The organism is Opitutia bacterium ISCC 52 (genome assembly GCA_014529675.2).
Lineage (GTDB): Bacteria > Verrucomicrobiota > Verrucomicrobiia > Opitutales > UBA2995 > UBA2995.
Genome location: CP076040.1, coordinates 1955410 through 1978758, shown reverse-complemented (window position 1 = coordinate 1978758; position 23349 = coordinate 1955410). Strand labels below are relative to the sequence as shown.

The following is a 23349-nucleotide window of genomic DNA, read 5'->3' as shown; positions in this document are numbered from 1 at the left end:
TAGGCCGTATTAGTGAGACTCGAGCTTCGCTTCACGCGTAACGGAAAATCATGTCTTCTGCCACTACCCTACTTCGACCCTGTTGGTTCGCGTTTGCGTGCCTGCTCACTTCTATTGCCCTTCACGCGAACGAACCCGATGTCGGCATCCCTGAGCGAATCAGCTACTATGAACACATAAGACCTATTTTTCAGGAAAAATGCCATGGCTGTCACCAGCCATCCAGGTCGAAGGCGGATTATATAATGACGGACGTGGAATCCCTCCTTGCCGGTGGTGAGGGCGGCGAAGCGGTTGTCATACCCTACAAACCCGAGGAAAGTTATCTGATCGATGTAGTCACGCTCCAACCAGGAGACGAACGTCCTGAAATGCCTGAGAAGGATGAACCTCTCACGCCTTATGAACTAGAGCTGGTAACCAAGTGGATTGCCACGGGGGCCAGTGACGACACCCCGGAAAATGCAAAACAACTCTACGACCGCGACAATCCACCCCAATACGCGGTTCCACCGGTTCTGACTTCCCTTGATTATTCTCCGGATGGTGAGCTGCTCGCGGTTGCCGGTTTCCATGAAGTGCTCATTCACAAGGCGGATGGGTCAGGATTAATCACTCGACTCATTGGATTATCCGAAAGAATCGAATCTGCACGATTTTCGCCGAACGGCGATATGCTGGCCGTTGCTGGCGGACTACCCGGCCGCATGGGTGAAATACAAATTTGGGATATTGCCAAGGGGAGCCTGATTCTTTCCAAGCCCGTCGGATTTGATACCGCCTACGGAGCCAGTTGGTCACCGGACGGAAAGTATGTCGCTTATGGTTTGCCTGACAACACGGTGCATGCATTCGATGTCGAGAAAGAGAAAGAAATTTTCATCATGGGCGGCCATAGTGATTGGATTCTGGATACAGCGTGGTCCGCAGACGGTCAGCACCTTGTATCCGTCAGTCGTGACATGAGTGCCAAGCTTACCCATGTCGAAACCGAACGATTTATTGATAATATAACTTCCATAACGCCAAACGCACTCAAAGGCGGCATGAATGCCATTGATAGCCACCCTGAGTGGGACCACATACTAGTGGGCGGTTCGGATGGAGTTCCACAGATTTACCGAATGCATCGCGAGACAGATCGTAAGATCGGAGACAATGCCAATCTCATTCGCAAATACCCTGCCATGATTGGGCGCATCTGGAGCGCTGCTTTCGCACCAGATGCTAAGAGCTTTGCCGCCGCTTCGAGCCTAAACGGATTGGGCCAGATCAAACTCTACAAGTCAGATTACGATGCAACGATTACTCCTGAATTAAAAAAGCGATTCGAAACAGCCCGACGCAATCCGGATGGAACCAAGAACATCGATCCCAAAATCGAGGAATTTCATACACGTGGAGCAGAAGAACTTCATTCCTTTGATATCGATTCCCCTGTTTTTTCGGTCGCTTTTTCACCGGATGGAAAAACGGTAGCCGCAGGCACCTCGGATGGACGCATCCTATTTGTCGATGCATCGAGTGGTGAAATCCGAAATAGCATTATACCCGTGGAGGTTTCCGACTCGAAATCGTTGGCAAAGCATAAAGTGAAAGAAAATCCAATTAACCTGAAGAAGGGTAAGGCCAACCAGGGATTAAATCCACTCAACGAAAGCCAACAGCTTGTTTCCTTATCCATCTATCCTGCGAATATTACACTGAACGGACCCATGAGTTATAATCAGGTCCTGATTAATGGCGAACTCGCATCGGGCGAAGCGATAGACCTCACACGGCAAGTAGATTGGACCCTCAGTAAGACGGTGGCCTCGGTTGATGATCGGGGAGTCGTTCGTCCTAACACTAATGGTCGTGGTACCTTGACCGCCAGTTTCAATGGCAAAAAAGCCTTCGCCAAAATTTCAGTAAATGGATTCAAGGATGAATATACCCCCGACTTTCTGGTAGACGTGAATCCGATTTTAACCCGTTTGGGTTGCAACGCTGGCACCTGCCATGGAGCCAAGGATGGTAAGGCAGGATTCAAACTAAGTTTGCGTGGCTACGACAATCTCTTCGACGTGCGTGCGTTTAGCGACGATCATGCGGCCAGAAGAGTGAACTTCGCTTCCCCGGATGATTCCCTCATGCTACTCAAAGCAACCGGTGCCGTACCCCATGAAGGTAGTATGGTCACCGAAATCGGCTCCAATTATTACAACACGATTCGCCAGTGGATCTCAGATGGTGCTCAGTTCGATGCGGATTCAGAAAAAGTGGAGCGCATTGAGCTCCAACCACAAAACCCGGTGATTCAATCCATTAGCTCCAGCCAACAAATCCGTGTCATTGCTCACTACCCCAATGGATCTCAGCGTGATGTCACCTTGGAATCTTTTGTTGAGATCGGTAATACAGAAGTAGCCTTTGCTGATGATTTTGGCCTCATAGGAACCCTGCGACGTGGCGAGGCCCCTATCCTTGCTCGCTATGAAGGCGCTTACGCAGCGACCACTCTTACAGTAATGGGAGATCGCACAGGCTTTGAATGGAAAGAACCTGACACCTGGAACGACATCGATAACTTAATCGCCGCCAAATGGCAGCGCATGAAAATCCTCCCATCTGGACTGTCATCGGATGAGGCATTTGTGCGTCGCATTCATCTAGACCTAAATGGACTGCCACCAACCCCTGAAGCCATCATCTCCTTTCTCAAAGACGATCGCCCAACCAAGCTGAAACGTTCCGAAATGATCGATTCTCTCATCGGATCACCAGAATTCGTGGACCATTGGAGCAACAAGTGGGCTGATATGCTTCAGGTGAATTCTAAATTCCTTGGCAAAGACGGGGCGCAATTATTCAGAAACTGGATACACGACCAGGTATCCGAGAACCGGCCTTACGATGAATTCGTTTATTCGATACTGACAGCCAGTGGCTCTAACAAAGAAAACCCTGCAGCTTCTTATTATAAGATTCTAAGAACTCCCGAAGAGCTCGTTGAAAACACTACTCACCTGTTTCTAGCTACCCGGTTCAATTGCAACAAGTGCCACGACCATCCATTTGAAAAGTGGAACGTCGACAATTACTATCAGACGGCCGCTTTCTTTTCTCAAATCGGGCTTAAGCGAGACCAAGAAAACGCACCCGAAAAAAATATTGGCGGGAGCGCGGTCGAAAACGCCAAACCCCTCTATGAGGTCATTTCAGATCTCACCGAAGGCACGGTTACGAATATCGTAACCGGCGAGATAGCGAACCCAGCTTTCCCCTACCCGGCTACGTCGAAGGCAATAAAGGATGAAAACAACCTGCAACCGTCCAGACGAAAACAGCTCGCTGCCTGGATCACTGCGGAAGATAATCAATTCTTCGCCAAGAGCTATGCAAATCGTATCTGGGGATATCTCACTGGAACTGGGATCATTGAACCCATCGATGACATACGTGCCGGCAATCCTCCAACCAATCCAGAACTACTGAACTACCTGACTGATTTCTTTATAGATTCCGGGTTCGACGTAAGAGCTTTAATAAAGGAGATCTGCAATTCGCGTACCTATCAGCTATCGATTCAAACCAATCCGTTTAACGAAGATGATGAGATTAACTACTCTCATGGAAAGGCGCGCAGACTTCCCGCCGAAGTTATTTACGATGCAGTTCATGCTGTCACCGGATCTACTCCCAACATCCCTGGCGCTAAACCCGGCATGCGAGCAGCGCAACTGGCAGATGCCAAACTCGATACTAAAAGCGGTTTCCTGGCGAACCTCGGGCGACCGACAAGGGAATCCTCCTGCGAGTGCGACCGCACCAACGACGTACAACTAGGTGCAGTCATGTCTCTGCTCAGTGGTCCGGCGATTGCAGAAGCGGTTGGCGATCCAAGAAATGCGCTTGCAGAGCTAGTGGAGCAAGAGCCAGAGGATGTTCATTTGATTGAAAAGATCTACTTACGGATCCTGAATCGTCAGGCGACGCAAACAGAGGTAGCGTTGGTTAAAAAGAGCTGGGAATTAATCGAACAGGATCATGCTGACCTCCTCCGGCAGTTAGCTGAGATGGAGAGCGATTGGGTCTACAAAAAGTCAGTATTAGAATCCAATCGCTATCAGAACATGACCTTAGCTCAGACAGAAATGGATGACTATATGCCTGAATACCAAAAGAAGCAGAGCATCGCCAAACAAGAGCGCAAGCAACTCATAGCCTCTAACGAAACTCGATTAGATCTGTTTGATTCAGAAATCCTTACCCACAAAACCAATCAGACAATCGGATCTATTACGACGGATCGATTCCAGACAGAATGGAAAGCGCTCACCCCATCCGATGCAAAAACAGGAGCTGGAAAGGCGAAGCTTGAAGTTAAGGATGACGCATCTGTTTTGGTCTCTGACTTGAATGGAAGGAATATTGATTACGTAATAACGATTCCGGTTTCGTCACAAACCCTGACGGGTCTCATGCTGGAGACGCTTACTGAGGATTCCATTCCTGGGTTTGGTCCTGGACTCCGTGAATCTGGAGAATTCGTAGTGAGCGAAGTAAAAGCGAGCTTCTCAACGCTCGAAGATCCCAAACCAAAAGATCTGGTACAACTTAGCTTCTCCGAAGCCGCGGCCGATTATGTCGCTGAAGGCTACGATGTCGCCAAGTTGATTAACGGTGCCAATGAAAGAAATGACAAAGCCTGGTCAGTCGCAGGAGCAGGTCGACAACCTCATTGGGCCCGCATGAAACTCAGTGAACCATTGGAAATTGACGAGGAAGGCGGATACCTAACGGTGACCATTGTTTGTCGTTACTCAGACGGTGACTGGCCACTTGGTAAATTCCGTTTACTAGCCACCGACTCGAGCGACCCCGTTAATCTCGGTCTGCCTGAAGCCATCGCTACGATCCTGCAAAAACCTTCAGACCTTCGAAATGAGGAAGATGGCCATAGCCTCGAAGCATGGGTTAAATTTCAAGACCCAGATTATTTAAACAGGCGCCATGAATGGCTGGTAGCCAAGCGACCAATACCGCTGGATCCCAAAATGGAATTACTCAAAGCCGCATTGGCCAAGGCTGAACTTCCGGTTAAGGACGATCCTGTGTTAGTTCAGTTACGAAAGGATGCGCAATACTCCAGCCAACAAGCCGGCAATACCAGACTGACAGCTGCCCAGGATCTCGCCTGGGCCCTGATCAATAATTCCGCCTTCCTCTTTAACCACTAATTCCGTCTTTCTCACCAGGTGTTTGCAAATGACAAATCATTTAAGAATAAAGCATGAAACTGGATTGAGTTATTCCAACCCTAGGAAGGCTCTATTCACAAACACCTTCGGGCTGACATGCCGAATATTCACTCCTCCAACCTTCAGTCAGGCACAGCAGTGCGCTCCCTTGCTTATCAGAGTTCAATGTCGACATCTCAACTCCGTGAGAAACCCGGAATCCCAATCGGACCTTACAGGTTTTGGAAAAGAAAGGACGTGCGCTCACTCGTCTATCGGTCGTCAAAAGCAACATCTTGCTCCTGTCAGCCCTCCGAAATCTACGTCGAAACTCGTGGGTATATGGAAAAACTGTAGAAGCGGGTTTATCCCGCGATCGCACAAAAGAACTTCAAACTATCAGGGCGTAATAACTCAATAAGAACCATTTTAACTCAACCCAAACACTACCATGTTCAGAGTACCAGGACCTAAAGGAAAAGACCTCTGCGATTCGCATCTCAATACCAGTCGACGTGATTTTTTACGTGTGGGTGGAGCAGGTATGCTAGGACTAACCCTCAACTCTGTTCTCCGTGCTCAATCGGCTTCGGCTTCGAGTGAGTTTGCTGGTGGGCCAGGCTGGGGAAAAGCAAAGTCCGTCATCATGGTTTACCTCCAAGGTGGCCCCAGCCATTTAGATTTATGGGATCCGAAAGAGAGAAACTCAGTGCCGGACAATGTGCGATCGGAGTTTAATAACATTTCCACTAAGATCCCGGGTATCCAATTTACGGATATCCTGCCAAAGCTGGCAAAAGTGAACGATAAATTCACTATGATACGATCCATGAGCTACACGCCCAATGGTTTATTTAACCATACGGCAGCGATCTACCAAATCATGACCGGATATACGACTGACAAGGTAAGCCCATCCGGTCAGTTAGAACCACCGACTCCAAAAGATTTCCCAAACTTCGGCTCCAACATTACACGGCTTAAACCAACGGACGAACCCATGCTTCCTTTCGTCATGCTTCCCCGCCCCCTTCAAGAGTCGAACGTGGTCAATAAAGGTGGAACTGCAGGATTCCTGGGCAAAGCTTACGACCCCTACTATCTCTTTCCTGAAGGCGATGACATGAAACACGATAAAATGGATGGCATCAAAGTCGATGACCTCCAACTACGACCCGATGTATTCTCGGCACGACTACGTCGCCGCGCGAGCCTTCGAGAAGCCATCAACGCGCAAATGCCAATTATCGATAAAGCCGTAGAAGACTACAACATCGATGAGTTTTATGATCAGGCCCTGAACCTTCTGGTTAGTGGACGTGCTCGTGACGCTTTCAATATTCAGGCAGAGGATGAAAAATTGCGTGACAGCTATGGTCGAAATACGTTTGGGCAGAGCTGTCTTTTGGCAAGACGACTGGTAGAGGCTGGCACACGGGTTGTTGAAGTCGTTTGGCCGAAAGTCGCCAATTCCGATAATCACAGTTGGGATCACCACGTAGGCCTGAGCAAACGCATGAAGGAACAATCCGGCCCCATGCTGGACCAAGGCCTCAGCACACTCTTCGAAGATCTCGATGACCGAGGATTACTCGACGAGACTCTCGTTGTAGCAATTGGTGAATTTGGACGAAGCCCGGAGAAAGGTGTATCCACTTCTGGCAATACCAACAGTGCGGATGGACGGGACCACTGGCCTTACTGTTACACCAGCGTCATTGGTGGAGCAGGTATCAAACGGGGTTATGTTCATGGCAAGTCCGACAAGACTGGCTCAGCGCCCATAGAAAAACCGGTTCACCCTACCGAAATTCTGGCCACGGTCTACCACGCCATGGGCATCGATCCGACCACCATCGTTTACAATCATCTCAATCAACCTCGTGAGTTAGTAAAAGCCGAACGCGTTTCGGCGCTATTTGCTTAAACGAATTCATTTGAGCCTAGCTTTTTCTGGTAGCATCTGAAAACGATCGATTATCCGCTCACTGCTTCGGCCAATAGAGCGTCACCTTAATTTTCTCTTGTTAGAAAAACAGATCCGTGCAGAACAAAGATTGTCTTCCCTAATGATCTCAATCGTCAGCATTCCTAAACACCTCTACCGCTATCTGCTCATCCTGCTATTCCTAGCTCCCGCTGTCGATCTTTATAGCCTCCCAAATGATTCTGAGGTTCTAGAATTTGTAGATTCCTACTGTATCAAATGCCATGGTGGCGAAAAAGTAAAAGGAGACACAGACTTCACCTTGATCAAATCTGAGAAGGACTTTGCCACGCATTTCGAAATCTGGGAAACCGTCGCCTATGTACTCGCTTACGAAGAAATGCCTCCTGAAGAGGAAGAAAAGCGTCCAAGTATCGAAGAAGCACAAGGAATCATTGATTGGTACGAAGAACGGTTCATCCATACCGTTGAAGCCCGACCTGCTGAATTTAAGCCGAGACGCCTATCTGCGCCTGAGTATCGAAACACCTTAACGTCCTTGTTTGGTTTCGAACTGGAGAATACGGTGATGGCCGCGGAGCAAACGCGAACAGAAAGTTCCCTGGCCATAAAACTGCTTCCTGTTGACCCGCCTGGTGAAAGTGGATTTGTCAACGACACTCATGGCGTAAGCTTGGATGCCAACACCTGGGAGCAGTATGTTTACTTGGCAGAAAGGGCTTTAAGCGAACTGTTTACGCCAAAACGAAGAGATGCTCTGGCAACAATAATAGGTCAGTCACTTCCGCCGCATTTTGAAACCAAGGATTTTAACCAGAAGCAGGCCAGATCGCTGCTTAAGCATTTCAGTCTTCAAACATACCGCCGTCCTCTGGAGAGGAAGAGCGCCGAAAAGATCCTTGCGTCAATCAAGGGGCTCAAAGGTGAAGCCCTGGTCCAGGCAGCCAAGGATGAGATCAAAGCCCTCCTGGTATCCCCTTCCTTTCTTTACCGAGGGCTATTAATGGAAGGGATATCAGGGCAACAACAAGCAGTAGATTCCTATGAACTGGCCGAACGCTTATCTTACTTTCTGTGGGAAGATATGCCGGATGAAGAATTACTTCGGGCAGCCAAACGAAAGCGACTAAGCACGCGCTCCCAATTGGAGGCTCAAGTGAACCGCATGCTCGCGTCCTCCAAATCGATATCTCTGGCAGAAAGTTTTGGTGCTCAGTGGCTGGGCTTGGCAGACATTGATAATGCAGACAAAGACGTCACCAAACGGGATGCTCTAAGAAGTCAGCCAATAGATTTTCTCAATTACCTTTTTACTGAAAATCGACCTGTCATAGAGCTCATCGACTCAAAAGTCGCATTTGCCAATTATATCACTGCGGGCTATTACCCTAAAAACAGATCGCAGCTGGTGAAATACCAGAAACCCAAAGGGATTGAACGGCAGCTCGTGCCCAATCAGCGAATGACGCTGCAAGAGTACGATGGTCGCGGCGGTATGCTAACCATGCCGGGCATTCTCGCGATGAATCGAGGGCCTATCCTCAGAGGAACCTGGATGCTTCGACGCATTCTAGGCGAACGACTCGGAGAACCGCCCGCAGACGTTCCCGCGATTCAGGCTACACTGCCGGACGAAGACCTCACGTTTCGCGAACGATTTGAACAACATCGCAGCGACCCAACCTGTGCCCGATGCCACGATCGGCTCGACCCCTTAGGATTTTCCATGCAAATCTACGATGACGCCGGCCTCTACAAACTAGCTGACGATTATAAACCTCCCAGACGCAAGAAAGAGCATGATGACACGCTCGACGTATTGGATAGTTCGGGACGCTTTCCCAGTGGAGAAAGATTCGAAGATTACGAAGGGCTAAAACAGATTCTTCTTAATTCCAAGCGGAAGGACATCATTCACAATGCGGTTGAGCAGACTTTGGCATACGCGCTTTGTCGAAAGCTTGAGGCCTTTGATCGTCCGACCATTGATGCGATTACCGAAAAGATTGACGAAAACAACGGTTCATGGCGTGATCTCTTTGTTGAAGTGGCATTGAGTCTGCCATTCAACGAAACAATTCTTCCCTGATACTTTCCACCCAAGAACTCCTACCTTATTCAAAATGGCCCGAAATTGGAAAATTGATCGCAGGACATTTCTCAGAGGCGTCGCCGGAGCTGTGCTTCCCCTGCCATTCCTAAATTTGATGGATGCAAGCACCACCCATGCTATCGGCAATACAAAAACAGCCAGTAAAGTCCCCCTAAGGTTTCTTACTTTATTTAAACCCAATGGAGTTCACCCTCCTTCCTGGAATATCAACGGTGGCACCGAATTTGACTTTCGCATGTCTCCACTCATGGCCCCTTTCGCCAAGCACAAGGAAGACCTGCTCATATTGGACAACATGGGGGATTTTGGTTTTTCCTCCCATGCCAATTCGACACGTCGATTCCTGTCTGGTCACCATGAGAATAAGGACAGTGCCTCAGTAGATCAAATGATCGCCGACAAGGTCAGTGATGGCACAGCTCATCGATCACTCGAACTTACTACGGAAGGACTATTTACGGGGCAATTTGGCTGTAGCTATATCTCATACGACAAGGACGGAGGTGCCATACCGCGAGAAAGCGATCCTCAACTCGTATTTGATCGACTCTTCCGAAATCCCCTGAGCGACCCCAATCAACGTCAGCGAATGAGCAGCCTGCTCGATCGTGTTCAAGACGATACCAAAGCGTTGATACGCGATGCCGGTTCTGAGGATAAACAAACCTTAGACGAGTATCTCACTGTGGTTCGAGATACCGAACGAAGAATCGAAAACATAGAGAAATCAAAACCGGTTTCCCCCATAGATCTGGCCGATCTCCAACGTCCACCCGTGGGCGGAAATCTCAATGAACAAGTCGACACGATGATTGACTTGATTGCATTGGCTCTGTGGACGGATTCTACCAGGTGCATCACCTATATGCTGGGTAATAGCAACAGTCGCATGATCTTTGACTTCTTGGGAGTAAATGAACAACACCACTACCTGTCTCATTTCTTTAGAAACTTCAGCCGAAAGAATCTAGAATCTCTCCTAAAAATAAGCCTGTGGCATATGGAGAAATTTGATTATCTCCTTACTAAGCTGAAAAGCTACAAGGATCAGAATGGAACACTGCTGGACAATAGCATTGTGCTCTTTGGTTCAGGGATGGGACACAGCGACAACCATACCGCCCAACGTATTCCGATCATTCTCGCAGGCAATGGTCAGGGGCGCCTTAAAACAGGCAGGTATATTCGTTACGCAAAAAACCAAGAGGTGAGCAGCCTTCACCTTTCCCTGCTAAAAACGTTTGGTGTTGATGCCGAAAATTACTCCTCTTCCAGCAACCCACTACCTGGCTTAGACGGAGGACACTTCAAAGAGTTCAAGGAGCAACCGTTCAACAGCTGGGTGAAACATTCTACGGAAACTATTACGGCTCAAGGTCGCTTGCGCATGTCCGATAATCTGGATGAGGCAAAGATCTTCTATATCGATGTTGAAGGTCAGGAATCTGTGAAAATAGAAATCTCATTTCGCGATTTCCATGACTTCAATTTGGCCTACCACGTTGGAACTCCTATCACCCTAACAGGAAACGGTTCTGCCGTAGGTACCCAATTATTAATTACAAAAGTAACGGAATTGAAGAGCTTATTCGGTAATAGTAAACCGGGCACTCAAAATGGCTAGATTAAGTCGACAGAAGTAATTGCTCTCCTATTTCTTCTCCATTACGTCAGACAACAATCGATTTCTGAAGGAAGCTACAATGATCACTCCTCTGATCATTTGTAATCAGTCAATCATTGAACCCAATTTACCGAAGAGCAAAACAAGAGAATTATAGCTTCCGGAAAGGCCGAAGCTTAGCCCAATCAAATTGAACACCAATCCCGGGATCATCAGGTGCAACTGCGAGCCCATCCTCCAACACCAAAGGACGCGTTGTGTATTCATCAATGGGAAAGCTATGATGCTCTAACCATCCTGAATTCGGTTGTGCAGCGAGTAAGCTGACATGTAGTTCATGCATTCCATGGGAGCATAAAGACACGCCATAGAAACGAGCCATCTCTGCAACTTTTAACCAACCAGTAATGCCCAGGCAATTAGAGGCGTCCGGTTGAATAAATGACAGTTTCGACTGAGCAAATGCATAACTAAACTCAAGCATGGTATGCAGGTTTTCACCCATGGCTAAGGGGATCTTGGTAGCATCTGCAATTTTGCCAAAGCCGGCATAGTCATCGGGCAAGGTAGGCTCTTCGAACCAGAATATATCGTAAGGCTCCATCGCCTTGGAGCATTCAATGGCACCCGTAACCGTCATTGAATAGTTGGCATCCACCATAAAAGGCACCTCATCACCGATTTCCTTTCGGACTGCAGCGATGCGCTCTATATCTTCAGCAAAGTCGTCTTTTCCGATTTTTATTTTTACGGCATTAAACCCATTATCCAAAGCATTTCGAACACTCTCGGTAAGTTGCGGCACAGTATAGTCTAGATCAATCCCGCCATGATAAGCCTTACAGGTTGGAGCCTCTCCACGCAAATATTGCCAGAGTGGCTTTTCCGCCTGCTTGCAGCGAATATCCCAAAGAGCGATGTCCAAAGCCGATATGGCAAATGAAGCAATTCCACCACGGCCAACGTAGTGAATGTACCATTCGCAAAATTCGTTAATACCTTCGACATTGGTTCCATCCTGACCTTTCAGAGCAGGGTCAAGGTCTTGATCAATTAAGGCTTGAACAGCAGTACCACCTCTTCCTCCAGTATATGTATATCCAGTACCAGAACTTCCGTCATTCAGGTAAATACTGACCACTATCAACTCAAAATGCGTATGAAGCCCATGCTGCGCATCATATAGCGCTTCCTTTAATGGAACATTGTAGAGTTTGGATTCGATTCTGGAAATTTCGGACATGTGACAAGTAAGTCTTATGAATTAACGTCCCATCCATCCTCCATCTACCAGCAGCGTCGTTCCATGAACATAGTTCGCAGCATCAGATGCTAGAAATAATACAGGACCCTTAAAATCCTCGGGCTGTCCCCAACGTCCAGCAGGAATACGGCCGAGAATCTGTTCACTTCGAACAGGATCGTCCTGAAGTGCCTGCGTGTTATCAGTTGCAATATAACCGGGGGCGATCGCGTTTACATTTACACCTTTACCAGCCCACTCATTCGCTAAGGCCATGGTCAGTTGCCCGACACCCCCCTTGCTCGCAGCATAGCCAGGTACCGTAATACCTCCCTGAAAGGTCAGGAGTGATGCGGTAAAAACTATTTTCCCACTTCCACGTTCGACCATTTCTTTTCCAAACTCACGTGAAAGAACAAACTGGGCATTCAAATTCACCTCCATGACCGTATCCCAATATTCATCAGGATGTTCGGCTGCCGGTTTTCTGAGAATGGTCCCTGCATTATTAATAAGAATGTCGACCTGAGGGTGTTTTGCTTTCACGTCCTCGATAAACGAATACAGAGCTTTCCTATCCGAAAAGTCACAGTTATAGCCTGAAAATGATCGACCGAGTGCCTGAATTTCCTGCTCAACAGCACTGCCCGATGTTTCCATATGCGCAGCTACGCCAATAATATCAGCTCCGGCCTCAGCGAGAGCCACGGCCATCGCCTTTCCGATACCACGACTACAGCCCGATACCAGGGCAACTTTTCCAGTTAAATTAAATGGTTCCATGTTGTTTACATCAATCCTTCAAGAGGAAGTACGATAGATCCAATAATGCTAAAAATCAAACCAACGGTAGCCATGATCGTAGCCATGACTGAGAAATTCATTAAGGTCTCACCTTCGGTCATGCCACTCATTTTGTTAATGACCCAGAACCCACTATCGTTCATCCAAGGCACCGGTTTAGAACCGAAACCAATCACCATAGCCAAGTAGATCGGATGAAAAGCTAAATCCCCTGCCATAGGACCGAGAATACCGACTGAGGTAATCATCGCCACAGTGGCTGATCCCTGCACAGTCCGAATCATGGCTGTGAGAATAAAAGCCATCGGTAAAAACCAAAAACCATTGCCTACTCCCAGAGATGCAACCACTTCGCGAATGCCGGATTGTTGCAACATTCCGCCGAAAGCTCCACCAGCGCAAGTTATCATCAAAACGATACCACCACTGGCAAGGGCTGCTTGCATGGCTTCTTTGACAGCATTATTACCACCCTTCATTTTAAAGAGTGTAAAGAGGCCAATACAGGCACCAAGAGTCAGCGCTACATTCTTATCACCTAGTAAGCCAACCAAGTTAGATAACCACCCAGGGAGATTCATGCCTGCTGCACCAGCACCTCCAGTTAAAATCGTTTTACCCGACAAAAGGACCAAAGGAAGAACGATAGGCGCCATGGACAACCAAAGATTGGGAAGATTCGATTCATCAACCTCATCCCAACTTTGCATTTCGGTATCGCCACCTTCTTCCAAATCGCGGAATGGAATGGGTTTTTTCTTATTAATCCACTTGGCATAAAGCATGCCACTAAACGCGGCGATACCCCCAACGATGATTCCAGAGATCATCATCATGCCGATATCTATGCCGAGTTGCTCAGCTACAAATAAGGGTCCGGGCGTAGGAGGTATCTGAGAGTGTGCGATAGAACCTCCAGCAATGATCGCCAAAATGTATAGGCCATAGTTGCGTTTGGTGGAGGCAGCCAGGGCCTTTGCCAAGGGCACCATCAAATAAAAGACCGTATCAAAGAATACCGGTATACCCAGAAAGAAGCCGCTAGCGCCCATCGCTGCAGGAGCGCGTTTTTCTCCGAGGGCTTTCAAAATGGCTCGGACAATCCTAAGAGCTGCACCACTATCCAAAAGGGTCTTCCCAATGATGGATGCCATGCAGATTACAATTCCGATCTTTCCACACGTTACTCCGAACGCAGTCGCAACTCGGAGCCCGAAGGGTGAGTTCGCCAGACTGGTCGCCTCAGCGACCGACTTCCCTTCCCCCTGCCAAAAAGCCGATATCAGCTCGGGACTGGAAAAGGCCGCAACCGCCATGGCAGCGAGGGTCAGCGTAAAGAACGCATGGAGTTTAAATACCAGGATGCCAATAAAGACAATAGCAACCCCAATGAGAAGAACGAAGAGTGGGTCCATAGAGTGTAGACTTTGTTAGGAGATGGCTGCAATTGATGCACAAATTCCAGCGGTAATCCAAACAAATAAATCTCAACTCTTCGATCTAATAAAACTTGCTGACTTTTCTCAAATCAGTCCGCCCCTCGCGCGGGTGGTTTGACATTTCTAAGTGGAAGCATCTCTCCAAGATACCGTTTCACAAAATCAAACTCACTCTGACCTGCCAAATTGGTAAATTCCTGAGGATCGTTCCGGTGGTCATAGAGCTCCTCGGACCCATCCGCATACCGAATATATCTCCAATGAGCTGACCGCACAGCATGGTTCTTTAAACCCTGTGTCGTAATAACTCCACGGTTCGTTTCCACTTCGGGGTTTCGAAGAAGCGGAAAAAGGCTGGTACCTTCAAGGTGCTCCGGAGCTTCTAGCCCACAAAGATCGGCTATGGTCGGATAAAGATCCAACAAACTAACAGGCTGAGAAATCCGCGTACCTGCTTTCTCATTACGAGGATCCACAATAATCAAAGGCACATTCGTCGTCTGCTCCCATAGAGCGAACTTCTCCCAATGATGTTTTTGCCCGATGTGGTAACCATGATCCGACCATAGTATAATGATGGTATTATCAGCAAGCGGTCCATTTTCTAAGGCTCGCAATAAACGTCCGACCATCGCATCCGCAAATGTCATGGAAGCAAGATAGGCCTGCATGGCATGGCTGCGCAGGTTCTTATCCAGAATCCAGTCGTCCCATCTACTTCGAACCATTTTTCTTCCGGCTGCCGGCAAATCATCCAAGTCATCTTCAGGCTCCGGCAAAAACTCAATTTCATCGAGTGGATGCTGATCGAAATAAGATTGAGGTGTCCACCATGGCCAATGCGGTCGGTAAATACCTACTCCGAGGAACAGGGGTTTGTCGTGAGTCTTTGACAATTCTCCTTCAGCCCAGGAAACCACCTTGGCATCCCCCATCTCGGCATCTTCAATATCCAGGGGCGCCCAATCCCAACGACCTTGATAAAACATCTTTGTAGTATTAACCGGCCAGGATGCTGGTTCGACCTCGGGCGGCAGCTGTAGATTCCGCGAAGGGAAATAACCATCCCAGGGCTCAGGATCCAGATGTCCTTCGTAAGCAGATTCTCGAAGTGTATGCGCATGGTAGAGTTTACCTCCACGCACCGTCTTGTAACCTCCGTTTTGCAAAGTAACCGGAAGAGTCTCCAGATCCTTGGTAATATCCATTTTGCGCCAATCATGCCCATTGGCATAAATCCCCGTGCTCGAAGGCCTCAACCCGGTAAACAAACTTGATCGCGATGCATTGCAACCTGGTGCTGAACAGTAAGCATTGGTAAAGAGCATCCCCTGCTTCGCCAATTGATCCATATGTGGCGTTTTGACTCCTGGATGGTTATCCAGAAAACCCACCCAGTTATTCAGGTCATCCACTGCTATAAAAAGCACATTGGGACGCTCAGTCTGCGCAGCCAAAGAAAGCGACGCAAATAACAGAAGCAAACAGCCTGCTTTCTTGAAAGGTATCATGGGGTTCGTTTGGGTTCAGGAAGATTCTTAACAAAACCGGCGTCCATACGCTCGAGTTCAGCAAGCATCTTGGATCTCAATGCAGTTAAAGTCGATCGATAGGCTGGATCCAAGGCCAGGTTCGTTAATTCGTGTGGATCATTTTCGATGTCGTACAATTCCTCGATTTCATTCTCAACCAACGTCTGGATGTATTTATACTTTCCATACCTCGTAAAAATCCACCAATCCACATTCTGGTTAGGAATTCCCTGTTCTGGATCGACCAGAGTCAAGCCTCGATCCGTTTGCGGTCCAAAGCTGCGACTGAAATTCTCCTGAATCAACGGACGATCCCAGGTGATAACCGAGTCCTCCAGCAAGGGTCGAATATTGTCTCCATGCATTCTCCAAGGAAGATCAATCCCTGCGTAATCAAAAAAGGTAGGTACCAGATCAATCACATTAACCGGATGATCGATCACTCTTCCCGCCGAGGTACCATCGGGCAATCGAACAATAAAGGGCACCCGAATATTATCATCATAAGGAGCCACCTTTATCTCCATACCATGATGCCCCATCGCGATCCCCTGATCAGAGCTGAAGGCGATGATGGTATTATCGAGTTGGCCCGTAGCTTTCAAAGTCTCCAAAAGGTCAGCGACACCCTCATCAATAGAAAGCACCCCTTCGTTGTATTTCTGGACGAGCTTTGGAAGCGGCAGCTGTTGCCTTTCGTCTACAGGGACACCATCCGGACCCGGCGAGAACATCGAGTAGTTCTGCATATAGGTTGGCTTGGTTGGTCTCGGTGGATAGATATCCCCAGGCACCGGGATAGAATCCACGTCACTGTAATCACCCTCATGTCGATCAGCCGGAGTAAAGGGCGCATGCACGGCATCATAACAAAGCCAGAGCATCCAGGGCTTCTCGTGGTCTCGCTTCACAAAATCGACGGCATAGTTCGTGTAATTATCCGTGGAATGCCCACCTACGGGCGTGAAGTCGCCTTCATCGAATCGAAGTTTCTGGCCCCGAAAGTAATCCCCGCTTTTCTCACCACCCAGTCGTTCCCAGATAATGGAGTGATCCCACACCTGCCCATGACGATAGTCAGAAGCCAGATGCCATTTCCCAATCACCGCGGTGGTGTATCCATTGTCTCTAAATACCTCAGGCCACATGCGAAAGTCCTCCGTCTGATTGATCTTAGGATATTCAACGAAATCCAATCCCTGGATGCCATGCAGATGCTTACCGGTTAGGAACATGGCCCGACTCGGAGCACACCACGGGCCCGCAAAGGCGTGTTTAAAGCGTATTCCCTCTTCGGCCAGACGATCAATGTTAGGAGTTTTAATCCACTGCCTGGAATCTTCGTAAGCCGAGACCGTCCGGTGAGATTGGTCATCCGTGAAGATAAAGAGGATGTTGGGTTGCTTCTGTTGGGCTTTCAGCAGACCAAAGGATGAGCAACATAGAGTCAGGAAGAAGAGAGAGAATCGATGAAGAATCATAAAAACCTAATAGTGTGACATTCTCTACCAATTGAAGAGGAAAAAATGATTGGAACAGTTCAGGCAACATGAGGCCGTACGTTTAAGTCATTTACCCTGCCCTTAATATCGACTAAATACTAAGATTTCCTCAGGTAGATATAATAGGCGCCATTCGAATCACCCGACTCGAGATTCAGCCAGGCCTGTATCTTGTGTTCGCCTTCCGGCAAATAGACATTGAACCGTACTTCCTTATCACCGGGAGTCACAGCGAGGGTCTGATCATAATCCGCAGCCTTTAAGCGAACGGACCTTACTTCCATTACTTTCGTGGGCTCACTGGTCCGAGCATTAATACTATGAAGCGAAGGATCATAAGGCCCCAGCTCAACCGCTGTATTCATAGCTGCACCTGCATCCATAGGCCACCGGTGAACAGAAATCTCGTAACTGCCGCTTTCAACAATATCCACTGCCCAAAATCCATTTCCCTCCATCCCGGTTCGAACCATGTGTTGATTGTAAGGAATCGTATCACCATGCCAATTTTGAGAAGATAGCGTATACACCTCTTGCTTGGCTGCATCGACCACGAAGGGGACATAGGCTTCGGATCCCGGATAGATATCTTCCCACCAATCCTCATACTCTTCGCGCAGCTTTTTCACGACCTTGGGGTTTTCGGCTGCCACATCCGTTCGCTGTCCTGGATCTGATGCGATCTCGTACAACTCGTCCCCAACCATGCGCCACTGTTGAGTCATCACAGCATAATCTTTGTCTTTTATAAGGAAGCCATCGCCCACAAACTGACCGAATCTTCCTTGATGATGCACAAACAGTGTTCGGTCAGACCATGAATTGGGTTTCCCACGAAGTAGCGGGGATATATCCGTTCCATCGAATCTTACTCGTTTGGGCAATTTGAGATTACAAAGCTCAACCAGGGTTGGCATAATATCCACATGAGCAGTTAATTGAGGCACGTCGGTCCCGTGAACGAGGTTCCCTTTAGGCCAATGGATAAATCCTGCCGCTCGATGTCCACCTTCATAAGCCGAGGACTTCTTTCCGCGCATCCCGGAGTTGTACCCGGATTTCGGATATTCGGGATTCTCACCGAGTTCGTAACCACGCGTGGTTCCATTATCTGTCATGAAAACAATCATCGTATCCTCTGCGATTTCCAGATCTTCAAGCCGCTGCCTTAGCCCGATGATATTCTCATCAATCACTTGAATCATACCATAGAAGATAGCCCGAGCCTTGGGGATTCCAGCATCGAGATAGGGTTGCACATATTCCATCGGCACATGGGAAGGCCCATGGGGTGCATTGGTAGCCAGATAGACAAAGAACGGCTCTTCTTTGTTTTCTTCAATCCAATCACCCGCCTCACGAAACCAGACGTCCGTGCAATACCCTTCAACCTGCTCGGGCACTCCATTTCTGAAATAGGTATCATCGTAGTAATCGTTATTCCAGTAATCAGGCGTTTCTCCAACAACTCCTCCCCCATGAATGAGTGAATGATCGTAACCACGATCTTGAGGCCGAAATGGGTAGTTATCGCCCAAATGCCACTTACCAAAGGTAGCCGTTTTATAGCCACTTTCCTTAAAGGCATCTCCCAAGCTTACTTCGTCCTTCCGCAAATGATTCCGTCCCCCATAAGTAAGCCAAACCCCTACCCTGGAGGAATAGCGTCCGGTCTGCAGAGCCGCACGTGTGGGTGAGCAGGTAGGATCGACATGAAAATCAGTCAATCGCACACTTTCGGCATGTAGCGCATCGAGTCCCGGCGTTTTGATATCTGGGTTTCCATGAGCCGCAATATCTCCGTAACCCTGGTCATCCGTTATGATCACGATGACATTGGTTTTGACCTGATTAAATCCAAGGACGGGAGATTTACCTCGTTGGGCCCTACAGGCCACGTTGAGAATACAGAGAAGAATTAAAAACAGCGTAGAGAGGTGCTTCATTGCCATCGAAAGATAGGTGACTGAAGGACAGCATCAAGCACCACTTAACAGCTGTCGGCACATTCTCTTCGATGAGTTCTTTATTTTAAGGGTCTTTTTCCTTCTGACCGTTTTAGTATCACTTTCCCTCAATCGTGTGAGAATCTCGACTTTTGGTTCGCACTAGGTGGAAGGCACTGTTTTTCTGAATACTTTAAAACTCATTAATACCCCGATTTACTCTGTCTCTATGAAAATCATTACCATCCTTTCGCTGCTATTTATGACCTCTTTGGTATGGGCGCAACCTGCCATCACCATGGAGACCAAGGTTACCCATGGTCCACTCCTGGGACGCCCGGGCAAAGACACCATGAGTATCTGGATGCGAACCAATGGCCCCACCAGCGTATCCGTCACCTACGGTACTCATCGCCACATTCTGGACCAACAATCCGCCCCGGTTGAAACTAAAGCTGAAAATGATTTCACAGCCGTGGTAAAGCTAACGAATCTGGAGCCAGATACCTTGTATTACTACCGGACTGATACGGGCCGAGGGGGCAGCTTCCGCACTTTCCCTGAAGCGGACGACTACCGAAACGAAGAATACAATCCTGAAGGACTCTTCAATTTCCAGTTCCATGCAACTTCCTGCATCAATCAGAATCCCGGCTCCGGTGCAGGCCCCGATCTACCCTCCTACGACATTCTCAACGAACAATGGACGGACAAAGTACTTTTCGGCATCAACAACGGAGATTTCATCTACGAGGAAGACCGCGACTTCACCATAGAGGCCTGGCGTCATCAAGTGGGACTCGATAGAGCGGACGTACCAGAAGTGCTCGACCTCGCACCGTCCATCGTGGGCGTCTGGGAAAACTACAAAACCTACCTATCACGTGGCATGAACCTGATGGAATGGCATCAAAACGTACCCAACGTTTACACCTTCGATGACCATGAACTGTTGAACGATATTTATGGCACCAACGAAATTGGCCTGGTCAACCGACGCGCCGTCTTCCGCGATCCCGGCGTCAAGGCCTGGCACGATTACGTGGGTTGGGCCAATCCTATGGAGCACGAAGCCGATGCCTACTTCGGCCGCGGTAAGTTCGAAAAAGGCAGTGACGTGCTATACGATCCAGAAGCAGATTTCACGGACATGAACATGGAAGACTTCTCCACCTTGCATGTGCATTGGGGCCATGGAAATCTCGACGGAACACTCAACATGTCCTTGGACGTGGCACCACCACCCAATCCCAACTCTGCCGTCTACGGCGTCGTGGAAGTCATCGACAAACACCGACTGCGCATAACGCCTGAACCCAAGATTTCGAATGAAGGCACCTACTCAATCGGCCGCAGAAGTTATGGTTCCTTCAAGGTGGCCAACTGTGAATTCTTCATGCTGCAGACCCGGCCTCACCGCTCCCTCCACATCCTGAGTGAGCCCTGGCAAGAAGGAGCCACCATTTTGGGTAAGCAACAATTCGAATGGCTTAAGGAAGGCATCAAGAACTCCACCGCCGATTTCATTTTCATGGTCTCCTCCGTCGACTTTGTAGTTCCTCACACGGGTTCCGGTGGCGGTGCAGACAAAAACACCTATCCTAAGGACGAAGCCTGGACCGTTTTTCTCGAAGAACGCGATGAGCTCATCGAATTCTGCGACGAAAGAGATCCTAAACAATTCTTCGTAATCACCGGCGACCTGCACAACAGCTTCGCTATCCAGATAACCGACAACATGTGGGAATTTGCCGCTGGCCCAGGTAACTCGGTTAATCACATGCCCCTGCAAGACGAAGGTGGCCGCCCTGTAAATGGAAAGTGGACCTATCAGGATCGCGAAGTAGATATCAAATGGTCGACCTATGCCTATTCCGAGGCACCGCGCCTGGAACGCCTCTATCCGACCTTTTGCATCGCACAAGTAAACAACGTATTCAACAACCCGCTACAACGCGGAGGCGAACGCTGGGTAGCGTATCCGAAACCCCACGTGCTATTTAAATACTACGATGGTTATACGGGTGAGCTCATTTATGCTCAACCCGTCCACGCCCGATAGGTTCAGCAGGTGTGTGTAATGGATTTAAGCTTGAGTTGGATTGGGTACCTTCAGGAACACAGGAAACTCACTAAACTGAAAATCACACACACCTTCGGGCCAAGATGCCGCCTTTGGTTTCCTCACCGTTCACCAAATCCAACATCTTGACTCCGTGAACCTACCGGGAAGTCGCAGGCGTATCGTATCTCAAAGTATGCTTGCTTGGTCACAGCTGGCCAGCCCCGCCTATCGGATCGCGGGCGAATCGTAACTGACAGATCTTCCTTCTTCCTCCTACTCTTTGCCTTCCTCTTCCAATAGACCAGATTACTGATTACCGGTCACTGATCACCGATTACCCCTCCATCCCGACACCTGAACACTAGTCACCGACCACTGCTTTCTACTGACCTCCCCACCATGGACCCATCTCTAATACGCGAACCACCCAAGACATTCCTGGGAACGCTGAAGGAACTCGGGCCCGGACTCATCGTGGCTGCGGGGATTGTCGGATCGGGTGAGTTGATTGCTACCACGGCGACGGGAGCAGAAGCGGGCTTCTGGTTGATGTGGCTAATCATCGTCGGCTGCGTGATTAAGGTATTTGTCCAGGTTGAGATAGGTCGCTATGTTATATTAACAGGTCGCACGACTTTGGAAGGTATCAATAGCCTACCGGGTTTTCGCTTCAAAGGCGTCCACTGGATCGCCTGGTTCTGGCTGCTCATGTATGTGGCTACGACGGCACAGCAGGGCGGTATCATCGGCGGCGTAGGACAGGCTTTAAGTATCAGCGCACCCATTACCGAGCAAGGAGTCACCTTCAACGATGCCGCGGAGGAACAAGTAATGGCCAAACTGGCTCTGGCCAGTGGAGAAGTAAGCGAGACGCAGCTGGCGGCGATTGCAGCCCCACTCCCTGATCCTGGTATCGACATCTTCTTTTGGGCGTTAGTGATTTCGGTTCTCACCGCCATCATTCTATTTTTCGGGAGATACTCAGCCATAGAGACCATCGTAACGGTGTTCGTCGCTGGGTTTACTGTGTTTACTCTAGTCAATCTGGTGATGCTCCAGATGAATCCGGAATGGGCGGTGAGCTGGGAGAGCATCAAGCAAGGGTTATCCTTCAAGCTGCCCCCGGCCCAAGCAGGGATCGATCCTGTCGTAACCGCCCTCGCCACCTTCGGGCTCATTGGAGTTGGAGCTGGGGAGCTCGTCTACTATCCGTACTTCTGCCTAGAGAAAGGTTATGCAGCCTGGATCGGCAAACGGGAAGATACACCTGTCTGGAATGAACGCGCCAAAGGCTGGCTTCGTGTCCTCCGTTGGGACGCCGTCCTTTCGCTTGTTGTTTATACGTCGTCCACTGTCGTCTTTTACCTACTGGGCGCTGCGGTGCTTAATCGAGCGGACCTGCACCCTAAAGGCATGGAAATGATCCGCACGCTCGCCGCGATGTACGAACCGGTGTTTGGCAAGTGGGCCGTTGAACTGTTCCTGATTGGCTCGGTCTTTGTCCTCTACTCTACCTTTTTCGTGGTCAATGCTAGCAAGGGACGTGTCTTTTCCGATGCGCTGGTCATCTTCGGTTGGCGTAAACGAAATCCAGCAACAGATTACCTGTGGATCAAGTGGTTGTGCCTGGGATTCCCGCTGGTCAGCTTCCTCTTCTTCTGGCTCTACCCAAAACCCAAAGAGCTCGTCCTACTCGCCGGCACTATGCAGGCATTCATGCTACCCATGCTTGGTTTTGCCGCCATCCATTTCCGTTATAAACACGCTATTCTGGCCCTTAAACCTTCAAAGGCATGGGATTTCTTTTTATGGCTCTCTGCTTCGGGTTTACTCGTGGCAGGAGTCTGGCTGGCCTGGTCCAAAATAGCTGGCGCCTTTGCTTAGGCCATGGATTAAGCCTTGAATCGGCAG

Annotated in this window: 12 protein-coding genes; 6 read left to right on the top strand and 6 right to left on the bottom strand. The window is 48.9% G+C overall.

Features of this window, described 5'->3' with window-relative positions; translation table 11 throughout:
* The first annotated feature begins 50 nt into the window (after positions 1 to 50).
* From GA003_08420 to GA003_08405, 4 genes are all read left to right on the top strand, one after another.
* A complete protein-coding gene (locus tag GA003_08420; protein ID QXD29971.1) occupies positions 51 to 5222 on the top strand; it encodes a DUF1553 domain-containing protein in 5172 nt (1723 codons plus the stop codon).
* A 451-nt stretch (positions 5223 to 5673) separates the two neighbouring features.
* The gene (locus GA003_08415) at positions 5674 to 7149 is read left to right on the top strand and encodes a DUF1501 domain-containing protein (protein QXD29970.1); all 1476 of its coding nucleotides are present in this window, start codon (positions 5674 to 5676) and stop codon (positions 7147 to 7149) included.
* Positions 7150 to 7291: 142 nt separating this feature from the next.
* Entirely contained in the window at positions 7292 to 9259 is a 1968-nt protein-coding gene (locus tag GA003_08410) for a DUF1592 domain-containing protein (protein QXD29969.1), read from the top strand.
* A 34-nt stretch (positions 9260 to 9293) separates the two neighbouring features.
* Positions 9294 to 10907, top strand: coding sequence for a DUF1552 domain-containing protein (locus GA003_08405; GenBank protein ID QXD29968.1), 1614 nt, complete (start codon positions 9294 to 9296; stop codon positions 10905 to 10907).
* A 151-nt stretch (positions 10908 to 11058) separates the two neighbouring features.
* Here GA003_08405 and GA003_08400 read toward each other — a convergent pair whose 3' ends face one another.
* The 6 genes from GA003_08400 to GA003_08375 form a co-directional block, all read right to left on the bottom strand.
* Complete coding sequence (locus GA003_08400; GenBank protein ID QXD29967.1) at positions 11059 to 12150, bottom strand: mandelate racemase/muconate lactonizing enzyme family protein; 1092 nt, start codon at positions 12148 to 12150, stop codon at positions 11059 to 11061.
* 21 nt (positions 12151 to 12171) lie between these two features.
* The gene (locus tag GA003_08395) at positions 12172 to 12933 is read right to left on the bottom strand and encodes an SDR family oxidoreductase (GenBank protein ID QXD29966.1); all 762 of its coding nucleotides are present in this window, start codon (positions 12931 to 12933) and stop codon (positions 12172 to 12174) included.
* Between the two features lie 5 nt (positions 12934 to 12938).
* Positions 12939 to 14369: a GntP family permease gene (locus tag GA003_08390; GenBank protein QXD29965.1), complete on the bottom strand. Its 1431-nt coding sequence runs from the start codon at positions 14367 to 14369 to the stop codon at positions 12939 to 12941.
* A gap of 113 nt (positions 14370 to 14482) precedes the next feature.
* Entirely contained in the window at positions 14483 to 15904 is a 1422-nt protein-coding gene (locus GA003_08385) for a sulfatase (GenBank protein QXD29964.1), read from the bottom strand.
* A complete protein-coding gene (locus GA003_08380) occupies positions 15901 to 17406 on the bottom strand; it encodes a sulfatase-like hydrolase/transferase (GenBank protein QXD29963.1) in 1506 nt (501 codons plus the stop codon). The genes GA003_08385 and GA003_08380 overlap by 4 nt, the downstream gene beginning before the upstream one ends.
* 119 nt (positions 17407 to 17525) lie before the next feature.
* Positions 17526 to 19373, bottom strand: coding sequence for an arylsulfatase (locus tag GA003_08375; protein ID QXD29962.1), 1848 nt, complete (start codon positions 19371 to 19373; stop codon positions 17526 to 17528).
* Between the two features lie 229 nt (positions 19374 to 19602).
* On the opposite strand from GA003_08375, the gene GA003_08370 reads away from it, so the two are divergent.
* Entirely contained in the window at positions 19603 to 21435 is a 1833-nt protein-coding gene (locus GA003_08370) for an alkaline phosphatase D family protein (protein ID QXD29961.1), read from the top strand.
* 402 nt (positions 21436 to 21837) lie between these two features.
* Entirely contained in the window at positions 21838 to 23322 is a 1485-nt protein-coding gene (locus tag GA003_08365; GenBank protein QXD29960.1) for an Nramp family divalent metal transporter, read from the top strand.
* Positions 23323 to 23349: the final 27 nt, after the last annotated feature.